This window comes from Bifidobacterium sp. SO4 (assembly GCF_018555355.1).
GTDB lineage: Bacteria > Actinomycetota > Actinomycetes > Actinomycetales > Bifidobacteriaceae > Bifidobacterium > Bifidobacterium miconisargentati.
Genome location: NZ_JAFEJP010000002.1, coordinates 1 through 20,464, shown reverse-complemented (window position 1 = coordinate 20,464; position 20,464 = coordinate 1). Strand labels below are relative to the sequence as shown.

The window sequence follows — 20,464 nt, the reverse complement described above, 5'->3', positions numbered from 1 at the left end:
ATCATGGGTCTGTACATTCAGGGACTGACGATGGGACTGGCGTACATCGCGCCGATCGGCATGCAGAACCTGTTCGTCATCAATTCGGCGTTGACACGCACGCGCCGCAACGCCCTGATCACCGCGCTCATCGTCATCTGCTTCGACATGGCCCTTTCGCTCTCCTGCTTCTTCGGCATCGGCGCGCTCATGCAGGCGCACCCCTGGCTGGAGACCATCGTGCTGGGCCTGGGCGGACTTGTGGTGGTACGTATCGGCATGGGCCTGGTGTTGCCGAAGCGCCACGGTTCCGGCAAGGAAGCGGACGGCAATGGACGTGCCGAAGCCGTCAGCGGCACCACCGCGTCCACCCAGCCGGCAATCGCGGCCCGCGCGGACGCCTCCGCCGCGGTCGCGCCCACCGCCGCACCCGCTCAGCATCTCGGCATGCACGGCCTGCTGAGCACCATCGGCACCGCCTGCGCCGTCACCTGGTTCAACCCGCAGGCCATCATCGACGGCACGCTGATGCTCGGCGCGTTCGCCGCCACCCTCAGCGCGGGCCAGACCACCCCGTTCATCACCGGCGTCGAGACGGCCTCCGTGCTGTGGTTCCTCGGCGTCACGCTTATCGTCAACGCCTTCGCGCACAAGTTCAGCCCGAAGATCATCGACGTGCTCAACCGCGTGTGCGGCGGCGTCATCACCCTGTACGGCGTCAAGCTGCTGGTGGACTTCGCACTCGTCATGCTGTGAGCGCGTCACACCGCAAGCGCGGCGCAAACATGCATGCCGCAAACACGACGAGGCCGCTGTGAGCCGATTCACACCAGCCACAGCCTCCCTGAAATCCCCCTGAAACACCGGTAAACCATACAGCTTATCCAATAATGCGCGGCGATTTGTCCATTCCACGCACGCATCGCTCCCATATAATCTGCATATAAGAGACGTCAGGGACGAAGGGGCCCAGGACGTTCGATTTTCCAACGAAGGAGGCTGCGATGTTGAATCTGCGGCGTGGAATCGGTACCCACCAGCCCAGCGTGATTTCCTTGGGACAGGTCTGGGTGGACATCATGATGAACGTGGACGAGGTGCCACCGCAAGGCGGATTCGCCGTGGCCGACCATCCCAAGCCCTCCATCGGCGGCAGCTACCGCGTGCTTGAGGCCGCCAGCCGCATGGGCGTTCCGGCCGAGCATGCCGGCATCCTGGGCAACGGCCTGTGGGCGCACTTCATCCGCCAGTCCTTCCAGGACAACGGCATCACGCACATCGGTCAGGACCGTCTGGACGAGGACTCCGGCTTCCGCGTGGTGCTGAGCGCCGAGGAGCCCACCGATTCGCACAAGAAGACCTTCATCGCCTCCTACGGCGCCGAGGCGCACGGCGATGCGGACACCTTCGCGATGCTGGAGCCGCAGGCCAACGACGTGGTGCACATCAGCGGCAACACGCTGATGGACCACACGGCCACCGGCGTGGACGGCTTCCTGCTCAAGGCCGGCACCGACCCGGCCAAGCGCGACTACACGCTGGTCATCAACCCCACCAACACACTGCGGCTGGTCAACGACCACATGCTCGAGGATCTGGTGCTCGCACGCCCGATCTGGTCCTGCAACCGCCAGGAGGCCATGACGTTGGCCGAACGCCTCGGCGCACCGATCGACGACAGCAAGGTGACCATCGGCGGCGGACTGGACGACTTCATGCACCAGCTGTGCGACGGTTTGGGCTCCACGCTGCGTGCCCCGCTGGTGGTGCGTGTGGGCTCTCGCGGCGCATGGGTGCGCGAACCAGGCGGCGAGACCACGCATATCGAGGGATTCCCCACCAAGGCCGTACACACCCGTTCGGCCGGTGGCTGCCACACCGGCGCGATGTGCGCCATGCTGGCCGAGGGGCGTGATCTGGCGGAATCGGTGAAGGTGGCCAATGCCGCGACGTCCGTGGCGATCGCGCACAGCGTCAACGGCGTGCCCCAATGCCCCGACTACGACGAGGCCGCCGCCCTGCTGCAGTAGCGATTATCACCTCGGCTCCCCTCTTTGAGGGGAGCTGTCACCGTAGGTGACTGAGGGGAGTCTTCTCCACAGGGGCGTCGTTTACCTCGCTTACGGGAAGCCCACTGGGCTTCCCGCTTCACGGCTCGGCCCCAATATTGTTCACGCTCCGTTCAACTTAAACGGCACTTCGCCCATATCCTCGGCTTTTACGATGGAATGCAGTCAACGAATCCGAGGAGCATTATGAGCGCTGCCAGCATCGCAACGCCGCCGCAGAACGGCGCAAACGGCAAACTGTCCGCACACGAGAAAAAGTGGATCGTCTACGACGTGGGCAATTCCGCGTTCGTATTGCTGTCCACCGCGGTCATCCCGATCTACGCGAAGTCGCTGATGCCCGCGGACGGCAACATCGTGTCCGCATGGGGGTACGCGCAGACCATCGCCTCGCTCGTCATCGCCCTGCTGATGCCGTTGCTCGGCTCCATCGCCGACGTGCAGGGCATGAAGATCAAGTTCTTCCTGGGCTTCTTCGGCACGGGCGTGGTGATGTGCTGCGCGATGGCGCTGCCGCTGACCTGGCTGCCGTTCCTCATCGTCTACGTGCTGGCCACCATCGGTCTCAACGGCTCGCTCACGTTCTACGATTCGATGCTCATCGACACCACCACCAACGAGCGCATGGACAAGGTCTCCTCGCACGGCTACGGCTGGGGCTACGTGGGTTCCACCGTGCCGTTCATCGTCTGCATCGCACTGATCTTCGGCGGCCCGGCGCTGTTCGGCTGGTCCACGGTGGCCTGCACGCGCGCCTCGTTCGTCATCACCGCCGTGTGGTGGGTGGCGTTCACCATTCCGCTCATCACCAGCTACCGTCAGGTGCACTACCGCGCCACCCGCGACCACGCGCGCGAGGCGATCCGCGGCACATTCCGTGAGCTGGGCTCCACATTCGGCAAGATCGTGAAGAACAAGCCGCTGTGGATGTTCATGGTGGCGTTCTTCTTCTACATCGACGCGGTGAACACGGTGATCTCGATGAGCACGTCCTACGGCACGCAGCTTGGCATCGACTCCACGCAGCTCGTGGTGGCCCTGCTGGTCACGCAGTTCGTGGCGTTCCCGTGCGCGATCCTGTACGGTCGGCTGGCCGGCCGGTTCGGCTGCAAGCCGATGATCACGGTGGCCGTCGCGGCGTACATGGGCATCGTGTTCTTCGCCACGTTCTTCCTGAAGTCCGCGCTCGAGTTCTGGATCCTCGCGATTCTGGTGGGCATGTTCCAGGGCGGCATCCAGGCGCTTTCCCGCTCGTACTACGGCAAGATCATCCCCAAGGAGCACGCCAACGAGTACTACGGCTTCTACGATATCTTCGGCAAGACGGCTTCCATCCTCGGCACGTTCCTCGTGGCCACCACCACGTCCCTGACCGGCAACGCATCGCTCGGCGTGCTGTCCATCGCGATTCTGCTGGTCGTGGCCCTCGTCTTCCTCTTCCTTCAGAAGGATCCGACCAAGGCCTGATTGACCGACTCAGTGATGTGATAATGACTGTCCCCCCAAGGCGATACTCTCCCATCGTCTTGGGGGACAGTCGTTATCACGGGCGAGGCTACGCGCGCAACGTCTTGAGCATGCCGGTCACTTCGGCGGGCGTGACGGACGGCACGTAGGCACGCACCACCGCCAGCCCGATGGTCGGCAGCGCGGCCGGATCGGGATAGCACACGTACACGGGCACCTCGGCGGGCTGGAACTTGCGCTTGAAGTTGAACAGCGAGTGGAATCCGTAGGCCGGCTCCATCCAGTCAGCCACGATCTGCAGCGCGTGCTGAAGCACCTGCACGCCCTCGTCCGGCGCAGCTGCGTTTCCGGCATCCGCGGCACCGCCAACGCCCGCGCCGGCATCGCCATCGCCGCTCCGGTTGTCCCGCTCGGGATTCATGCCGGCCAGCGGCGCGGCGGACAGACTCATGAACTCCACGGCATGCTCCGGATCGGCCTGACCGTCGTCGCGCAGACGTTCGGCCATGCGCGCGATGAGAAACTCCATGATGCCGTTGGGGCTGTCCGTGCGGTGACGCATGAAATCGAGCGTCCAGCCGATCACGCGGCCGTCACGCCACGTGGGTAGCCAGCTGGTGACCGCCAGCACGCGGCCGTCCGCGTCCACGGCGTATAGCAGCCGCACGCGCGGATCACGCAGCTCCTCGACGCCGCCGAGCGTGAACTTCATCTCCGGCAACGCCTTGAGCTGCGCCCACTCCTCGGAGATGTCCTCGATCTGCTCGCGCACGTCCAGCGGCGCTTCCAGGAACGTGGACTGCACGTCGGTGATGCCGTCGCGCTTGGCCTTGTTGATGGCCGTACGCACGTCCTGCCATTTCTTGCCGGTGGTCTTCCACGCACGCGGATCGACCACCATCTCGCTGCCGACCTCGATGGACTGCCAGCCGCTTGCCACCAGTTGATCGCGCTGTTCGCGATGCACACTGTAGAACACCGGCGACCAGGACTGTTCGACGCAGTACTGCGTGAAGCCGACCAGATCGTCCTTCCATTCCGCGGGGTCGCCGAACGGTCCGGTGCAGGTCAGGGCGATGCCGTTGAGCACGCGGTACGCCACGGCCGATTTGCCGGTGGGTGACATCCAGTAGCTGTTACCCTCCCATGTGGTCATGAAGCTCATCGATTCACCGCCGGTCTCCACCAACCGGCCGGCGCGTTCCTGCGCACGTTCATTGGAACGGGTGACATCGCCCATCCAACGAATCACCACGCCCAGCACCACAATCCAGAACACCAGGCCGACACCCTGGTAGATCACGGACGCCATCGGGGTGCGCGGCACGAACGACAACTTCATATGGCTCAGGAATCCGATGGGCAGGAACCGGCCCGGCAATTCGGCCAGCAACGATGCGGCCGTGGCGTTCGGCGAGAATTCGTCCGGCTGGGCCAGTCCGTACAGCAGGTACACGCCGGCGCAGGCCAGCAAGGTCACCAGCATCGTCCCGATGCCGCCGATGAGACGACGCCAGCCGATACGAACCGGGAAATGCCGCATCGATACGATCAACGCGACGGCGAACGCCAGCGGAGGCAGGGTGTTCGCCACGCATGCGGACAGCGCGCCATGCTCCATCAGCGACGCCATGCCGTCCGGCGCGAAACTCAGCGGAACGACGAGATAGTAGGCAATGGCGAGCCCCGCGACGACCAGGTTGATTCCCACGGTCGCGATGGCGGCGAAACGGCGGCCCCGGTACAGGCCCCACGCCAGCACCAGCATGACGGCCGTGGGCAGCAGCGAGCGCAGCACGGCCCCCGGCATCGAGGCGCGCATCAGGTCGAACTGCAGGAAGCAGCCGTCATGGGTGGCGTCCGCCAGACAGCGGGCCAACGTACCGTCGTCGGCGGAGACGGGGCTCATCAGCAGGCCGATGGTGCTGAGCGGGCCGGCATGGTTGTGCGAGGTGATGGCGACGACCGGGCCCAGCGCCAGTACCACGGCGATTGCGGCGAACATCCTGCGGGCCTCGAAGGAGGTGCTGCGCAGCCAATGCCAGCCGATTTCGGCCGTTGAGGAGGAATCAGCTGATTCGGCAGCGGAGGAAGCAGAACGTTTCGCCATCACGTGTCCGGCGATATGCCCGGCGAGCGCGGCGACCAGAATGCAGTAGACGCCGGGGTTGCCGCTGTACAGCAGCACGACGAGGATTGCCGCATAACCGATGATCCGTATGCGGCGACGCCACAGATGGCTGCACCGTGCGCTGGCCGCCATCATCGCGCCGATCGGCAGTGCCAGCGGGCTCAGCGTGAATCCCATCCGCGCAACGAAGCTGGAATCCTGGAATATCCAGCCGATCGCCGAGCACAGGGCGAGTCCGACGAAGATGCCGATGACGGCGCAGGTGAACGCGGTGATGATGGTGAGGCGACGCCCCAATCGCGTTTCGGCGATGGACAGCATGACGATCCATAGCACGGCGTCGATGACGAGCTGCAGCACGCCTCGGGCCAAGAACAGGGTGGCGACGAGTTTGCCGAAGCTGAATTCGGCCATGCTGGTGCTCAGGCGCAGCGGAAACGCGAATCCGGCCATGACGGCCACCAGCCAGACCACGAGGTTCAGCACTACCAATCCGGCAGTGGCAGTGACGCAGAGACGGTGGCTACGCACCCAGCGCCGCGCGTCATCGGCCAACGCCTTCCAGTTGCCGGCCGCGTGGGAGGAGGCCGGGCGGCGCGGGGCTTGTTTCGGCTTGTTCGTCGCGGTGTTCGTCACTGTGGCTGTTGCGGCGTTCGTTGCGGCATTCACCGCTGTGTTCATTGCGGTTCCGCTCATTGCAGCACCTCCACTTGACTGTATTCCTTCACTGATTTCGTCATGGCTCCCAATCCGGTTCGCTGTCCGAACCATTCAAGTCCGGGTTTCCAGACGGCCTGCACGGCGTGCCAGTCGTGGCCGGTGCCGGGCACCAGCAATTCCGTGACCTCCATACCTGCCTTGCGAGCGGCCGCCGCAATCGTGCGCATGTTCCTGATTGATTCGGCGTCCCTCTCGCCAGCACCGGCGAACAACGCCTGACTGGAGGAACCGGTCGCGGCGATGGCGTTGACCGGCACCTGCGCGTCATAGGCGTTACGGTCGCCGGCGAAGTAGTTCTGGACCATCTCGTCGACGGTGCCGTTGGTCGGCTTCAGCTCGCCGTCCACCGGCAGCATGGCGCCGTAAAGGTCCGGGTGACGCGGGGCAAGCTGGGTGGTGCAGGTGCCGCCCTGCGAGAACCCGCCGATGGCCCACATCGAAGCTTTCTTGGCCACAGGCAGGGTGCGCTTGGCCCATGCCACCACGTCCTGGGTCAGATAGGTTTCCGCCTTGCCCTGGGTGGTGTCCGCGCACAGGCTGTTGTGGGTGTCGGCGCCGTTCTGGTCGGGCACCAGCACGATCGGGGCTAGGCCATGATGGCTGGCGGCGTACGTGTTCATCATCGCGGCAATGCCGCCGGCGGCGACCAGTCGCCCAGGACTGCCGGGCTGGCCGGCGAGCAGCTCCATCACCGGCAGCGCGGGCGGTTGCTTGCTCAGCGCCGCGGGCGGCAGGTAGATCATCGCCTTGCGGGCCGCGAAACCGGACTTGGTGTTCGGGATATCCACGGTGAGCACCTTGCCCTGCTTCGGCATGTCCGGCAGGGCGTTCTGCTGCGCCTTGTTCAGCCATTGCTCCACGCTCATCGAGACTTTATGGACATCGACCGAATCGATGGAGGCATAGGGCGTGTATCCCACGAGGCTACCGACGGTCTGGTACTCGCCGTAGATGCCATCCACACCCAATCCGGTGGACAGTATGATGAGCGGGATCAGTACGATCGCGCAGATTCGGCGAAAACTATGGGTCCTTATGGCCGCCGTGAGCGCGAAGCCCAACGCGGCGAATCCGGCGCCCACGGTGAAGATCACGGGCCAGCCCAGCGAGACGCCGAACACCACGAACACGTCGGAGACCAGCCATGCCGCGACCGTGCCGAGCACCTCGCATATCACCATGGCGATGAGCGAAACCAGCAGCGGCCGCAGCCAGACGGAGTCGCGCAACGCTTCACTTCGACCGCCGTTCCGGCCGACATCGCGTACCGCATCCACGAGCATCAGCACGATCAGCACGGCCGCGACGACTGCGGTCACGCCGAATACGGTCCGCGGCAGCGCACCACGGACCAACGACCACTCCATCACCGTTTTCATCCATACGGAGTTCTGCATGCCATCCTCCCCCACGGATTCCAAGCGCGTAACCCTAACGCGCAGACCATGGAGTATCGGCCAATTTCATAAAACCCAATGAAAGTTCCCAAGCTTTCTTCAGGTTTGGCTCTGTTAAACCAAGATTGACATGGCCCTTATTCTTGGCTCCCCTTGTCAGGGGAGCTGGCGGCGAAGCCGACTGAAGGGTAGTTCAATGGAGTTCCTATCAATCTTGGTGTAACAGAGCTTCAGGTTCCACCCATGTCGAAAGGAGTTCAACCTCCGATTGCCCAGTCTCCCTCTCCAGCCCTCAACGGACCGAATCACAGCCAGATAGATTCATCAGGAGGCACGCTGCTCAGCGCACCCACCAGCCTGATGGCGTCTTCCCTACTCAGCGTTCCCGTATATCCTTGCAAATCCTTGCGTTTGAAACGAACCAGCTGCGCACAGCGAGCGGTGGTAACGTGCGTCAAACCAGCTTGCTCCCAATCAAGCAGTTGAACGTCACCGGCACCTTCCCACTTCGGATTGCTGGTCAGCTTCACCGCTACGCCACCATCACCATCCACGTCGATGACGATGCACGTGACATAGTGGTTGCGCGAACGGGTCTTGTCCTCCTCGAACCTGACTGGCATGCGGTACACATCGAACGTGCGCAAAATCTCCGGCACGGGTTTCAGAACAGGACGGTCAGACATGATGATTCAGTCTTTCCATGATTGCGGCAGCACCGGCGTACCGTCCGCGTCACGTTTTGGCTCGGCAATCATTCTGCCGGGAATAGAAACAATCGGATACCCTCGATCGTCCAGCCCCTGATACACTACTCCATTCGCCGCAACCGTACCCGCTTCGGGCAATGCCGGAGCTACAGGCGCGGCGCTCGGCTGGAAGGGCATACGCTGCTCCTTGACCGACTGGCGCAGGAATACGTTGATCGCGGTGTTCAGGCTCATGCCCATCGATTCGTACAATTCGGCTGCTTGCTTCTTCAAATCCGCATCCACCCGATATGTTGACGTGACCATGACCTACCTCCACCATTTTGATTTCATTTGTATTCTATTCCGAATATAAACGAAATCAAAATGACGTCAACATGACTTAACTGCACCACCATCCGTAACATGTCGCCAATGAAAGGCGGGTTCAATGGGCGGAAGACAGCCACGGCAGTGAAGGAGGCATCACATCACCATGACATACGCACAGGCATTGCTGGGGTTCGCGTTGGTGGCGGGGTCGATGGCATTGCTGCCGGGACTCGACATGATGATGGTGGTCAACGAGACCATCAACACCACCCGCAGGCGCGGCATCGCGGCGGCGTGCGGCATCTCGTTCGGCGTGCTGGTGTGGGCGATGGCGGCCGCGGTGGGCCTTGCCGCCATCATCAACGCCCTGCCCGTCGCCTATGACGCCATCCGACTACTCGGTGGACTGTACCTGCTGTACCTTGCGGTCAGCCTTGTCCGCAAGCCGAAGGACGAGCACAAAGCCGAGCAATCACAGGAGCGCGCTTCGCAACTTGCACCAACCGAAGCCGCCGGATCCCGCTTCCCCATCGTCTCCTCGTTCGTGCGCGGCTTCCTCACCGACTTGTTCAATCCGAAGATCGGCGTCTTCTACATCGCCGTGATCCCGCAGTTCCTGGTGCCCGGCGTGGACCATCTGCAGATGGGCGTCTCACTGGGCCTTATTCACTTCGTCGAAAGCATGGCCGTACTCATCACGCTGGCATGCATGGCCGCGTTCTTCGCCAGCAGACTCAAGTCCGGCCGTTCGCGCCGAATCCTGAGCTTGGTATCCGCCGGCATCATGGCGATTTTGGGCGGCGTGACCATCACCGAAGCCGTACGGAGCCGTCTGGCCGCGTAGCCCCGTGCCGGTATACTGTTCCGGGCCGTCTTGAGGCGGCCGCCATGGAACACGCATGTCAGAGAGAGCAGCATGAGCCAACCCGACCTTGATACGACGGCGCAGTCGCCGTCCCAGCCCGCAGCGGCATCGCCATCGATTCCCGCCGCGTCGAGCACCGGCGAACCCGCTACCGTTACCGGAACCAACCGCGAAACCGACGGCAAAGACCATACCAAGCACGCACTGCACACGAATCTCAAGCGCGGCATGGAATCGCGCCACCTGCAGATGATCTCGCTGGGCGGCGTGATCGGCACCGGCCTGTTCCTGAGCTCCGGCTACACCATCCAGCAGGCGGGCCCGATCGGCACGATCCTGGCGTACGGCATCGGCGCGGTCATCGTGTACCTCGTGATGCTGACCCTCGGCGAGCTGTCGGTGGCCATGCCGGTGACCGGCTCGTTCCACGTGTACGCCGAGAAGTTCATCGGCCCCGGCACCGGATTCGTGGTCGCCATCCAGTACTGGCTCACCTGGACTGTGGCGCTCGGCTCCGAATTCACCGCGGCCGGCCTGCTCATGCAACGGTGGTTCCCGCACACGCCCACTTGGATATGGAGCGCGGCCTGCATCATACTGATTTTCACGCTCAACGCGCTGTCCGTGCGGTTCTTCGCGGAGGCAGAGTTCTGGTTCGCCTCCATCAAGGTGTTCGCCATCTGCGCGTTCATCGGCATCGGTCTGCTGGCGATCTTCGGCGTACTGCCGATGAAGGGCTACGACCATGCCCCGCTGTTCGGCAACCTCACCAAGGACGGCATCTTCCCGAACGGCTTCATGCCGGTGTTCGCCACGATCCTGACCGTCAACTTCGCGTTCTCCGGCACCGAGCTCATCGGCGTGACCGCCGGCGAGACGCGCGACCCCGAGACCGCCGTGCCGAAGGCCATCCACACCACGCTGTGGCGTCTGGTGCTGTTCTTCATCGGCTCCATCGTGGTGATGAGCGCCCTGATTCCGTGGCGTCAGGCGGGCGTGGGCGAAAGCCCGTTCGTGCTCGTGTTCAGCTCCATCGGCATCCCGTACGCGGCGGACATCATGAACTTCGTGGTGCTCACGGCCGTGCTGTCCGCCTCGAATTCCGGCCTGTACGCCTCCACGCGCATGGTGTGGTCGATGGGCAACGAGGGCATGATCCCGCGCTGGTTCGCCAAGACGAACCGTCATGGCGTGCCGATGCTGGCCCTGTGCGCCGCGATGGCCGGCGGTCTGCTGGCGTTGCTGAGTTCGGTGATCGCCGCCTCGACCGTGTACCTGGTGCTGGTGGCGCTTTCCGGCTTGTCCGCGGTGGTGGTGTGGATTGCGATCGCGTACTGCCAGATCGTGTTCCGCAAGCGCTGGATCGCGTCCGGACATTCCGCGGACGAGCTCAAGTACAAGACGCCCGGCTACCCGTGGACCTCGTGGGCGGCGTTCATCCTGTGCACCGCCTCGTTCCTGCTGGTCTTCTTCGACAAGGAGCAGCGGTTCGCGCTGGGGGCCGAACTCGTGTTCATCGTGGTGTGCTACGCCGCGTATTTCGTGCAGCGCTGGTGGCGCAAGTCCCATCCGCGCGAGGAGGACAAGCCGCTGCAGCTGCCGTGAGGCTGTGCAAGGTTACGTAAGGCTGCCGATACGCACGATACGAAGTCGTGACGATCGCCTCTGTGCCGGACCTGTATGCAAACGCATGCGGCCCGGCACAGTTGTTAGCTCTGTTAAACCAAGATTGACATGTCCCTTATTCTTGGCTCCCCTTGTCAGGGGAGCTGTCGGCGAAGCCGACTGAGGGGTAGTCCGGCGGGATTCATGTCAATTTTGGTTTAACAGAGCCTAATTGTTTGCGGCACAGTTAGCACAGTTATTTGACCGAATCCGACTGAATCGTTTTCAGTCCAACAGCCGCGCCCGCAACGACGCGGCGTCGGTGAAACGGATGCCGGTCAGACCCGCCGCGGTTCCGGCTTGGGCGTTCCACGGCTTGTCGTCCACGAAGGCCGTATGCGCGGGCTCCACGCCGAATCGGGTGATGGCGCGGCGGAAGATCTCCTGATCCGGCTTGTGAATGCGTTCGGCGCTGGAGACCACCACATCCTTGAGCAGTCGCAACGCGGGGAACAGCTCGCGTGCGGCATCCACGTATTTGACGGTGAAGTTGGTCAGTCCCCAGCAGCGCACCCCGGCCGTGTCCAAGTCGCGCAGGAGTTCGGGCATGCCGGGCAGCATGCCGACCAGGGCCAAACGTTGCCGTTCGAAGTAGCGACGGAACGCCCGCAAGGCGGCGGTATCAGCCGTCGTACCATCACCGCCGTCACCCTCGCCATTACCGGAGTCGTCAAGCCCATGATGCACGGCATAATCGGCGAGAATCCGCTCCTCACTCCAACCCAGATCGGACAGCTCGTCGTAATGCCAGAAACCGTATGGATCAGCGCGGTCGAACAGCCGGTCGATGACCTCGGCCGGGACCTGCCCCTCCAGCGGCACGCGGGGTTTCCAATCGACCAGCACATCGCAGAAATCGAAGATCACATCGGTAAACGCAGCCATGGCCACTACCCTAGCCGGCCCACGCACCGTCGTTCCCGCAAAGTTCATCTACGGACCGCACCGCCGCGGCGCTACGGTGAATAGACTGAGATTGACATGGCCGTCAACGTAGGGGGAACAGTGGGGCATATGACCGGTCGCATCACCGCGTGCAGGTTCGGTGTCAACATGCTGAGGCTGTTCTGGTGGACCACGCTCATGGCCACCATCGGGCTCGCGGCAACGCTCATCACCATGCTCGCCATATCATGGCCAGCGCCATGGGGCACGGCGTGGCCGGTCTGGACTGCGGGGCTCACAGCCGTAATCGTCATCGAATCCATCGTCTTCTGGATCGGCATCATCACCGTATACGTCACGTCGGTGCAGCTCGGCCTCAAAATCCGCGTGATCGGCATACTGTGCGGCTGGATACCCGTTGCGAACCTCATCGCGTTGCGACTCATCATCCACACGGTCGGCGAGGAGGTGCGGTTCGAGACCGCCAAGGAACAGCTGGACCGCGCGCGGGCGTCCGAACGCATCTGTGCCACGCGATACCCGGTCCTGCTGGTGCATGGCGTGTTCTTCCGCGATACCGCACTGCTCAACTACTGGGGCCGTATCCCGGCGGAACTCCAGCGCAACGGCGCCACGATCTATTACGGCGAGCACCAGTCGGCCGCGTCCGTGCCGGATTCCGCCCGCGAGCTGACCGCGCGCATCCGGCATATCGTGGAGACGACCGGATGCGGCAAGGTGAACGTCATCGCGCACTCCAAGGGCGGGCTTGACATGCGTTACGCCATCGCCCGCTGCGGGGCGGCGCCGTTCGTGGCCTCGCTCACCACCATCAACACGCCGCATCGCGGCTGCGGGTTCGCCGACTATCTGCTGACCAACATCCCGCTCGCCGTCCAGCGGAAGGTCGAGGCCGCATACAATGCGGCGGCCGCACGACTCGGCGATGCCAGACCCGACTTCATGGCCGCGGTGCATGACCTGACTCAGGCCGGCTGCACGCGGCTGAATGCCGAAATCGGCGACCGGGCGGAACTGAACGGCACGTGCGGAAGCAACGCCGACGGTGATGCCGTGCCACGCGACGCCGGGATTCGGACGCCGCAATCGCCGCACCCGCAATTCCCCGTACCAGCGCACGGACCAGCTGCCGGGCCGGCGGATTCCGATCCCTTCGCCGGCATCGTCTGCCAGAGCGTCGGCTCGAAACTGGCGCACGCCACCACCGGCAAGTTCCCGCTGAACTTCACATACCCGCTGGTCAAGTGGTTCGACGGACCAAACGACGGGCTCGTGGCCCAACCGTCGTTCCCCTGGGGCGAACGGTTCACCTGGCTGGAGCCGAACGGCACGCGCGGCATCTCGCATGCGGACATGATCGACCTCAATCGCGAGAACATCCCCGGATTCGATGTACGCGAGTTCTACGTGCAGATCGTCGCCGCCCTCAAACGCCGGGGATTGTGAAAAATCACAGGGATTCCGTCTGTACCACTGCCGTTTCTGGGCATATACCTACCATGAATCGACCGCCATTCCCGATTCTGTGCATGCACGTACCACGAAGGCCCCGTTTCCCTGGTTTTCGTGATACGTATATGCCCAGACATTCGTTTGTGGTACGTATATGCACAGAATAACTGGCTGGTATATGCCCAGAATCGGGGCGAAGAGCCTGGCGAAACAAAAATCCCGCCAAACTTGGCGGGAGATGAAGGGTGGGCGATGTAGGAATCGAACCTACGACCCCTTCGGTGTGAACGAAGTGCGCTAGCCGCTGCGCCAATCGCCCAAGGGCACATAACAAAACCGGCAGTCGCCTGCCGGCCGCATGTGAGTGGGCGATACAAGATTCGAACTTGTGACCCCTTCCGTGTCAGGGAAGTGCGCTACCTCTGCGCCAACCGCCCGGGTCTAGGTCATCCGGCCGAGTGGCCGGCCTTCTGAGAGCGGACAACGGGACTCGAACCCGCGGTCTCAACCTTGGCAAGGTTGCGCTTTACCAACTAAGCTATGTCCGCATGTCGCTTGCGAGAAGCAACAGGTGAATAAGATACGCGCTTTTGCGAAAAAATGCATCTTACGGCGTGTCTCGGCGGAATTCCGCGGTTTTTGGATTTTCGCCATCAGACGCAAATCACCTCAAGCCACCTGAATCGAGTCACATTTCAATCGCAAATCGACCCGCACATCGGAGTGTCGCGAGCAACAGACCGCACCACGAACACCCGCCCGACGACCTCCACCTCACTCCAATCCATTCCAATCCGCGTTCCATAATCTCACAATTCGGGCGCCGGCATATCCCACATCGTGCCGATCACGTCCTGCACCTCACGCCGACTCACGCCTCGCCGATGCGCCGCGGCCACGAGCACCTGCACGGCGGCCAGAACCTCGCACGGCGCCTCCTCCTGCTCCGCCACACGGGACGGCCGGCCGGCGCTCGTGACGATCAGCCCCTGCGATTCCAACTCGCCGTACGCCCGCCGCACGGTCCCCGGAGCCACGCCAAGCTCGGCGGCAAGACCACGGATCGACGGCATTTCGGCGCCCGACGGCAACTCGCCGGAACGAATCAACCCGGTGAACCGCGCCACGATGCCGTCGGAACCGCTGACATCCGTTCTGGCGCATGCCCTGCAATCCACACCCGAATCAGTACCCATATCGGCACCTGCATCAGCACCGGCAAGCACGATCGAACCGGTCGCGCTACCATCGATGGAAGCCATCGTCGTGTCCTTTCCAACAGGGTCGGCATCCAAAACGCCGCAGCACCGCAGCCGGCGCACGGGTCCACCGCCCGGCATCACCCTGTATCAGCCAAAACCTGTATCAACCAAACGACACAGTACCACCCATTCGATACCGCAGAATTCCGCCATTCTTCACCCAAGGTGAAGCGTGTCCGCGGCACAATCGCACAATACTGAAGGTGATACGAATGCCACATCGGACGCAGCGCGTCGGCCGCGTCACCGGATGGCATCCGGCAGTCAATGAAACGAAGGGAAACATCATGACCAAGCTTCTGTTCATCGTGGGCAGCCTGCACAAGTACGGCTTCAACGACCAGCTGGCCGACGAGGCCAAGGCCCTCATCGGCGACCGTGCCGAGGTGAGCTTCCTGGATTACTCCGACGTGCCGTTCTTCAGCCAGGACGAGGAGTTCCCGACCCCGCCGGTCGCCGTCGCCGAGGCCCGCAAGGCCGTCGCCGAGGCCGATGGCGTGTGGATCTTCTCCCCGGAGTACAACTACAGCTACCCGGGCGTGCTGAAGAACCTGCTCGACTGGCTGTCCCGCCCGCTGGAGCCGTTCCCGGCCGAGTCCGCCTCCGTGCTGGCCGGCAAGAAGATCGCCATCTCCGCCGTGGCCGGCCAGTCCGCCGGTGCCGGCACCCGCGCCAAGCTGAACGAAGTGCTGGGCTTCAACAAGGCCGAGCTGCTGCCCGAGTCCGAGCAGGTGGGCGTGGCCCTGGCTCCGGAGGCCTGGGGCACCGGCAAGCTGGCCCTCTCCGACGAGGACAAGGCCAAGCTCGCCGCCGAGGTCGACGCCTTCCTCAAGTTCGTCGAGGCCTGATCCTTACCTCAGCGACCGAGTGACCGAGCGATACGTATAGCCTTACGTAACCTCGCATAAGCCTCACGGAAACGGGCCGGTAGCGCACTTCAGCGCCGCCGGCCCGTTTCGTCGTATTTGCCTGACTATTTGCCTGACCATGAGCCCCGCCAAGGCAAGGGCCGACGAAGCAGGGACGACCGCTCACTTTCAGCGCTCGTCCTTCAGCGACCTGGCGGCCGACTGCGGAATCGCCTTGAGCACGCTCGCGATGACCGCACGGGCCTCGGGATCGGTCCCGCGGGCGGCCGCCACGATCTTCGGCAGCGCCTCGGTCCAATGCTGGGCCAGATCCGCGAATTGGCCGTACCCGGCCGCGGCGAAGATGCCGTACACCTCGTCCACCACGATGCGCCTGCGTTCCTCGGGAATGCGGTCCAGCCATCCGCTGATGGTACGGTCGATGAGCTGCGCGCCGCGCGTGAGCTCGGGCACGGTCTCGAACTCGCCGTCTGCAATCTGCCAGGTGCCGCACATGTGCTGCAGGATGCTCACCGCATCCGATCGTACGACGGTCCGCTGGGCGCCGGAATCCAGCAGCATGCCGATGATCGACGATTCCGGTACGGTCTTGTCGATTCGCCCCTCGACGCCCTGGTAGTCGTCCGACTGCACGACCGCAGCCGGGAATCCCGGCCCGTCATGCGAGAAGATGCGCGAGACACGGCCGGTTTCGCCGTGCTGTTCCAGCATCATCGTGGCGTAGGTGGCGAGGTTGCCGCCTTTGGAGTGACCGCCCGCCATGAGTTGCGCGGGATTGCCGCCGAATGGCCCGGCACTGCGCGCGGCGATCGAGCGGAGATAGTCGGCGGCCAACCGTTGCGCAGGCACGGGGAAGGTGACGGCCATATTGAAGTCCTCCTTCCAGCCGACAAGCGTGCCTTCGGTGCCGCGGAACGCCACGTATAGGGTGGGATTGCGCGACCCGTAGCCGGCGCAGTCGGTCAGGTCGAAGGTCATGGCGGCGAATTGCGTTTCACTGGCCGGATCGGTGTGCTCGGCGGATTCGCCGATGGCCAGGCCGCGCCATCGCGGCGATTCGGCGAGCGCACGGAGCAGGTCGAGCCGTTCGCGGTTCACCGATTCCGAGCCGGCGCAGAACATATCAGGGTAGTCCTCGGCACGCAGCATCGCGCCCAAGGGCACGGTAGCCACGGTTTTGGCCGCGTCGAATGCCGGCACGACGGCCATGGGCGGATGGACGTAGGAGAAATCGGACAGGACCAGCGAGTCCACTGCGGAGAACGGCTTGTCCACGAAGGTGCGGAACTCGGTGCGCACGTATTCAAGCAGATTGCCCATGGCTCCACTGTAGCCGCCCTGGAGTGCCGCCGTGAATCTTGCGTTTGCGGCACAGGATTTTGCTCTAAGGTCTACGGCAAGCCGAATCAATCGTCCGCGTTGCCGTCGCTCGACGGTTATGCCGACGCATAATGGTTGTCATGTCCCAATCCGCACGATTCGCACGGCCGGCGCAGCCCGCACACCCCTCGTATTCCGCCACGGTCGTCACACCGATCGGCCGCATGCACATGGCGTCCGACGGCACGGCGCTGACCGAACTGTGTCTGGAGGACTGGTGGTGGGCGAGAAGCCGGAACGACGATGACTGCGGAACCGCGACCGGCGACGCCGCGGACGCCAGCATCCCCGATAGCACGACCACTGCGGGCGATGCGCACTTGGATACCGTTGTCCTCATCGCACCGGAACACCGCGCTTCCGAAGGCGCCCGCGATATCTTCCGCCGGACCAGTGCCTGGCTCAGGGCCTACTTCACCGGCGAGCGCCCCGATTTCGGTTCCGCTCCCCCGCTCCACGCGCAGGGCACGCCGTTCCAGCATGAGGTGTGGGACCTCATCGCCGAAATCCCGTACGGCCGGACGGTCAGTTACGGCGACATCGCCGCCGAGCTGGCGGAGCGACGCGGCGGCGGCCGCATGGCGGCGCAGGCCGTGGGTGGCGCGGTGAAGCGCAACCCCATCACCATCATCGTCCCCTGCCACCGCGTGGTCGGCTCCGGCCGTTCCTTCGGCGGCTACGGCGGCCGCCTCGACATCAAGGCCACTCTCCTCGACCTGGAAGGCGTGGACCTCTCCCGTTTCGACCTGTAGGAAAACGATCGGCGAGCACCATCTCCGTCATACCCCACATCACCGGGAATTATGGCGGGAAAACGGGCGGGGATGTTCGCCGTGGGATCATCGTCGGGAAGCCGCGCGCGGCGGAATCGTAGAATTTTTCTTACGTATGCAAACCGGCGTAGGACCGGCAGGAGCGTCGAAACGGACCGAGGCACACCAAAGGAGGGCAGCGGCATGGGCGACATCATCGAATACGCACGCACCGAGACGCGAACGTTTGCCGAACTGCCGCTCAACGAGGTGGACGCGCTGATCTTCGGCACGCTCATCTACGAGGACGTGGCCGCCATCTGCCCCACGCTGATGCTGGATGAATCGCAGCCGCAATCCTCCGGCGGCTCCTTCGCGGCGCGCATCCGCGCATTCGAGCCCCGCCATCCTCTCGTCTGGTTCAAAGCGCTGTGGCATCCGGCGTTGGAGTCGGTCAGTCTCGCGGACGCGAACCAGGAACTGCACCGCTCACTCACCACCGATGCGGACGACAAACCGCACGAGCCGCAAGTCGTTTCGGTCATCGATCCAAGCCTGACCCACCGTCTGTTCGAGGCGTGCGCGGTCTCCCCGCGATTCGCGGACGTGCGTCTCGGTGCGGTGGTCGAACACATCAACCGCGGCGAGCAGACACAGTTCGCGGCGGCCACCTTCCAGTTGCCGGACGGCCGCAACCGCCGCAATCCCACGCATAAGGGCACGCTTGTCATCTCCTTCCGCGGCACCGACGATTCGCTGATCGGTTGGAAGGAGGATTTCAACATGTCCTTCCAGTACCCGGTGCCGGCCCAACGCGCGGCGAGCGCCTACCTGGACACGGTGGCGCGCCTGTGGCAGGGGCCGATCATTCTGGTGGGCCACTCCAAGGGCGGCAATCTGGCGATCTACTCGGCCATGAACGCCGAACCCAAGGTGCAGCGGCGCATCGAGCACATCTACTCGCTGGACGGCCCCGGCTTCCCGCCGGAGATCGTGACCAGTCCGGCGTATCAGGCCGTGCAGCCGAAGGTGACGAAGATCGTGCCGGATTCGTCGATCGTGGGCATGATTTTCGAGACGCCCGAACCTTGCCGCGTGGTCTCGTCTGATTCCGACGGCATCATGCAGCATTCGGCGTACACCTGGCTGGTGGACGGCGATCGGTTCGTGACCGAACCTGATTTGAGTTCCAGCTCGCAACTGTTCAACGAGCAGCTCAACCATTGGATCGCGGCGCTGACCCCGGAGCAGCGTGAGCGTGCCGTGGACGCGCTGTTCCGTGTGCTGCACGCGAACGGCGCCACCAGTCTGAGTGACCTGATGGGCAGCCTCCCCGCCGCGATTCCCTCCATGCTGGGCGCATACGTGGGGCTCACGCCCGAGGACCGCCGGCATCTGACCGAAGCGTTGGCGATTCTGTTCAAGGCGTCCACCGCCAAACGCAAGCGCGCGACGACGGCCGGACCCGCGGCGCAGAAGGACGAAGAGCCCGGTTCGGCCGATTCCGAACCTACGGCAACGACCGACGGTGATGCATCCGCTGTCAACAACGACCGCGGTCTTCCGGCCGAGTAAGGCCATTCGCACTCAAGCCAGCAAACCCTCCGCAATCAGATATTCCGTAATTGGGTATACTGTACAATAAATTATTTAGACAGCATGACCAACACAACCAGCGAAAAGAGGGAACAATGCCACGCCCACGCCATGATTCCGAAGTGCTCCCGGCCAAGGAACGCCTTGAAAACGCCTTCTGGGAGCTGCTGGCCGACCGCGACTACCGCAAGATCACCGTCACGGACGTGGTGCGCGAGGCCGGCGTGAACCGCAATTCCTTCTACTACCACTTCTCCGGCCTGCCCGAACTGGCCGATTCCGCCATCCTGCATCAGGTGGAGGCCATCCCGCTTCCCCAAGCCCCGGATCCGAACGGCAATCCCGGCGAGCAGTGGCGCGAACGCATCACCGCGCTGCTCGCCGCCCCCGCTCCACGCCAGCGCCTCGACCGCCTGGCCCTGCTCGCCGGCCCGCACAGCACGCTGGATCTGACCGAATCCCTGCGTGATTTCGCCCGTCTGCAAATGCTCAGCATGCTTCAGCTCAACCCCGAGCACATCAGCCTCAAAACCGATCTCATGGTGGAGTTCACCGTGGGCGGCATGCTCGCCGTGCTCCAGCGCTGGCCGGAACTCAGCGACACCATCGAGATCAAGGACCTGCTCAAGGAGGACGTGGCCGTGCTGGCCATGGGCATCTACCTGGCCATGAGCCGCGAGGACATGCTCGCCTACTGGAACCGCATCTTCGTCCACAACGCACAGGGCCTGTCCGCAACCGGTACGCCGGCCGGTGAGGTTTCTCACAAGGCGCAATAGCCTGCAATGCTGGCGTTTTCGCGCCGCTCACGGGAAGATGGAACCATGACTGACGAGAACATCATGAATGTATCCGATCCCCGCGGCGGCAGCGACGCCGTCATCGCGGCCAACGCCAACATCCCCACCACCGGCACCGCCCCGGAACCCACC

At 63.6% G+C, this 20,464-nt stretch carries 17 protein-coding genes and 3 tRNA genes; 10 read left to right on the top strand and 10 right to left on the bottom strand.

Annotation, left to right across the window (positions count from 1 at the left end; translation table 11 throughout):
* Positions 1–3: 3 nt before the first annotated feature.
* The 3 genes from JS536_RS01565 (at position 4) to JS536_RS01555 (ending at position 3,515) form a co-directional block, all read left to right on the top strand.
* Positions 4–735: a LysE family transporter gene (locus JS536_RS01565; protein ID WP_109057923.1), complete on the top strand. Its 732-nt coding sequence runs from the start codon at positions 4–6 to the stop codon at positions 733–735.
* Positions 736–983: 248 nt separating this feature from the next.
* Positions 984–2,009, top strand: a complete 1,026-nt coding sequence (locus JS536_RS01560) for a PfkB family carbohydrate kinase (RefSeq protein ID WP_109057922.1) — start codon at positions 984–986, stop codon at positions 2,007–2,009.
* A gap of 225 nt (positions 2,010–2,234) precedes the next feature.
* A complete protein-coding gene (locus tag JS536_RS01555; RefSeq protein ID WP_214305053.1) occupies positions 2,235–3,515 on the top strand; it encodes an MFS transporter in 1,281 nt (426 codons plus the stop codon).
* A gap of 88 nt (positions 3,516–3,603) precedes the next feature.
* Here JS536_RS01555 and JS536_RS01550 read toward each other — a convergent pair whose 3' ends face one another.
* The 4 genes from JS536_RS01550 to JS536_RS01535 all read right to left on the bottom strand — a co-directional run bounded on the left by JS536_RS01550 (position 3,604) and on the right by JS536_RS01535 (position 8,779).
* Positions 3,604–6,099 carry a DUF2156 domain-containing protein gene (locus JS536_RS01550; protein WP_240544218.1) on the bottom strand — a complete coding sequence of 832 codons (2,496 nt, stop codon included), beginning with the start codon at positions 6,097–6,099 and terminating at the stop codon, positions 3,604–3,606.
* 239 nt (positions 6,100–6,338) lie between these two features.
* On the bottom strand, positions 6,339–7,763 hold the full coding sequence (locus JS536_RS01545) for an alpha/beta hydrolase-fold protein (RefSeq protein ID WP_214355526.1): 1,425 nt from the start codon (positions 7,761–7,763) through the stop codon (positions 6,339–6,341).
* Positions 7,764–8,068: 305 nt separating this feature from the next.
* Positions 8,069–8,449, bottom strand: coding sequence for a hypothetical protein (locus JS536_RS01540; RefSeq protein ID WP_109057919.1), 381 nt, complete (start codon positions 8,447–8,449; stop codon positions 8,069–8,071).
* A 6-nt stretch (positions 8,450–8,455) separates the two neighbouring features.
* Positions 8,456–8,779 carry a type II toxin-antitoxin system RelB/DinJ family antitoxin gene (locus JS536_RS01535; RefSeq protein WP_109057918.1) on the bottom strand — a complete coding sequence of 108 codons (324 nt, stop codon included), beginning with the start codon at positions 8,777–8,779 and terminating at the stop codon, positions 8,456–8,458.
* A 169-nt stretch (positions 8,780–8,948) separates the two neighbouring features.
* On the opposite strand from JS536_RS01535, the gene JS536_RS01530 reads away from it, so the two are divergent.
* Both JS536_RS01530 and JS536_RS01525 read left to right on the top strand, forming a co-directional pair.
* Complete coding sequence (locus JS536_RS01530; protein ID WP_214355525.1) at positions 8,949–9,629, top strand: LysE family translocator; 681 nt, start codon at positions 8,949–8,951, stop codon at positions 9,627–9,629.
* A gap of 72 nt (positions 9,630–9,701) precedes the next feature.
* Positions 9,702–11,255 carry an amino acid permease gene (locus tag JS536_RS01525; protein WP_214355524.1) on the top strand — a complete coding sequence of 518 codons (1,554 nt, stop codon included), beginning with the start codon at positions 9,702–9,704 and terminating at the stop codon, positions 11,253–11,255.
* A 285-nt stretch (positions 11,256–11,540) separates the two neighbouring features.
* Here the strand turns inward: JS536_RS01525 and JS536_RS01520 are convergent, their stop codons facing one another.
* Entirely contained in the window at positions 11,541–12,200 is a 660-nt protein-coding gene (locus tag JS536_RS01520; RefSeq protein WP_214355523.1) for an HAD-IA family hydrolase, read from the bottom strand.
* Positions 12,201–12,296: 96 nt separating this feature from the next.
* Between JS536_RS01520 and JS536_RS01515 the strand changes: the two genes are divergently transcribed.
* On the top strand, positions 12,297–13,667 hold the full coding sequence (locus JS536_RS01515; protein WP_214355522.1) for a triacylglycerol lipase: 1,371 nt from the start codon (positions 12,297–12,299) through the stop codon (positions 13,665–13,667).
* A gap of 252 nt (positions 13,668–13,919) precedes the next feature.
* On the opposite strand, the gene JS536_RS01510 is transcribed toward JS536_RS01515, so the two are convergent.
* From JS536_RS01510 to JS536_RS01495, 4 genes are all read right to left on the bottom strand, one after another.
* A tRNA-Val gene (locus JS536_RS01510) sits at positions 13,920–13,992 on the bottom strand.
* A 46-nt stretch (positions 13,993–14,038) separates the two neighbouring features.
* Positions 14,039–14,110, bottom strand: a tRNA-Val gene (locus JS536_RS01505).
* 38 nt (positions 14,111–14,148) lie between these two features.
* A tRNA-Gly gene (locus JS536_RS01500) sits at positions 14,149–14,221 on the bottom strand.
* Positions 14,222–14,482: 261 nt separating this feature from the next.
* Entirely contained in the window at positions 14,483–14,935 is a 453-nt protein-coding gene (locus JS536_RS01495; RefSeq protein ID WP_214355521.1) for a GntR family transcriptional regulator, read from the bottom strand.
* A gap of 287 nt (positions 14,936–15,222) precedes the next feature.
* Here JS536_RS01495 and JS536_RS01490 point away from each other — a divergent pair, with 287 nt between their 5' ends.
* The gene (locus tag JS536_RS01490) at positions 15,223–15,783 is read left to right on the top strand and encodes an NAD(P)H-dependent oxidoreductase (protein WP_214355520.1); all 561 of its coding nucleotides are present in this window, start codon (positions 15,223–15,225) and stop codon (positions 15,781–15,783) included.
* A gap of 189 nt (positions 15,784–15,972) precedes the next feature.
* On the opposite strand, the gene JS536_RS01485 is transcribed toward JS536_RS01490, so the two are convergent.
* Complete coding sequence (locus JS536_RS01485) at positions 15,973–17,124, bottom strand: Mbeg1-like protein (RefSeq protein ID WP_214355519.1); 1,152 nt, start codon at positions 17,122–17,124, stop codon at positions 15,973–15,975.
* A gap of 230 nt (positions 17,125–17,354) precedes the next feature.
* Here JS536_RS01485 and JS536_RS01480 point away from each other — a divergent pair, with 230 nt between their 5' ends.
* The 3 genes from JS536_RS01480 to JS536_RS01470 all read left to right on the top strand — a co-directional run bounded on the left by JS536_RS01480 (position 17,355) and on the right by JS536_RS01470 (position 20,311).
* On the top strand, positions 17,355–17,936 hold the full coding sequence (locus JS536_RS01480; protein ID WP_214355689.1) for a methylated-DNA--[protein]-cysteine S-methyltransferase: 582 nt from the start codon (positions 17,355–17,357) through the stop codon (positions 17,934–17,936).
* A gap of 204 nt (positions 17,937–18,140) precedes the next feature.
* Positions 18,141–19,511, top strand: coding sequence for a DUF2974 domain-containing protein (locus tag JS536_RS01475; protein WP_214355518.1), 1,371 nt, complete (start codon positions 18,141–18,143; stop codon positions 19,509–19,511).
* Positions 19,512–19,627: 116 nt separating this feature from the next.
* Positions 19,628–20,311 (top strand): TetR/AcrR family transcriptional regulator, encoded by a 684-nt coding sequence (locus JS536_RS01470; RefSeq protein ID WP_109057911.1) that lies wholly within the window; start codon positions 19,628–19,630, stop codon positions 20,309–20,311.
* Positions 20,312–20,464: the final 153 nt, after the last annotated feature.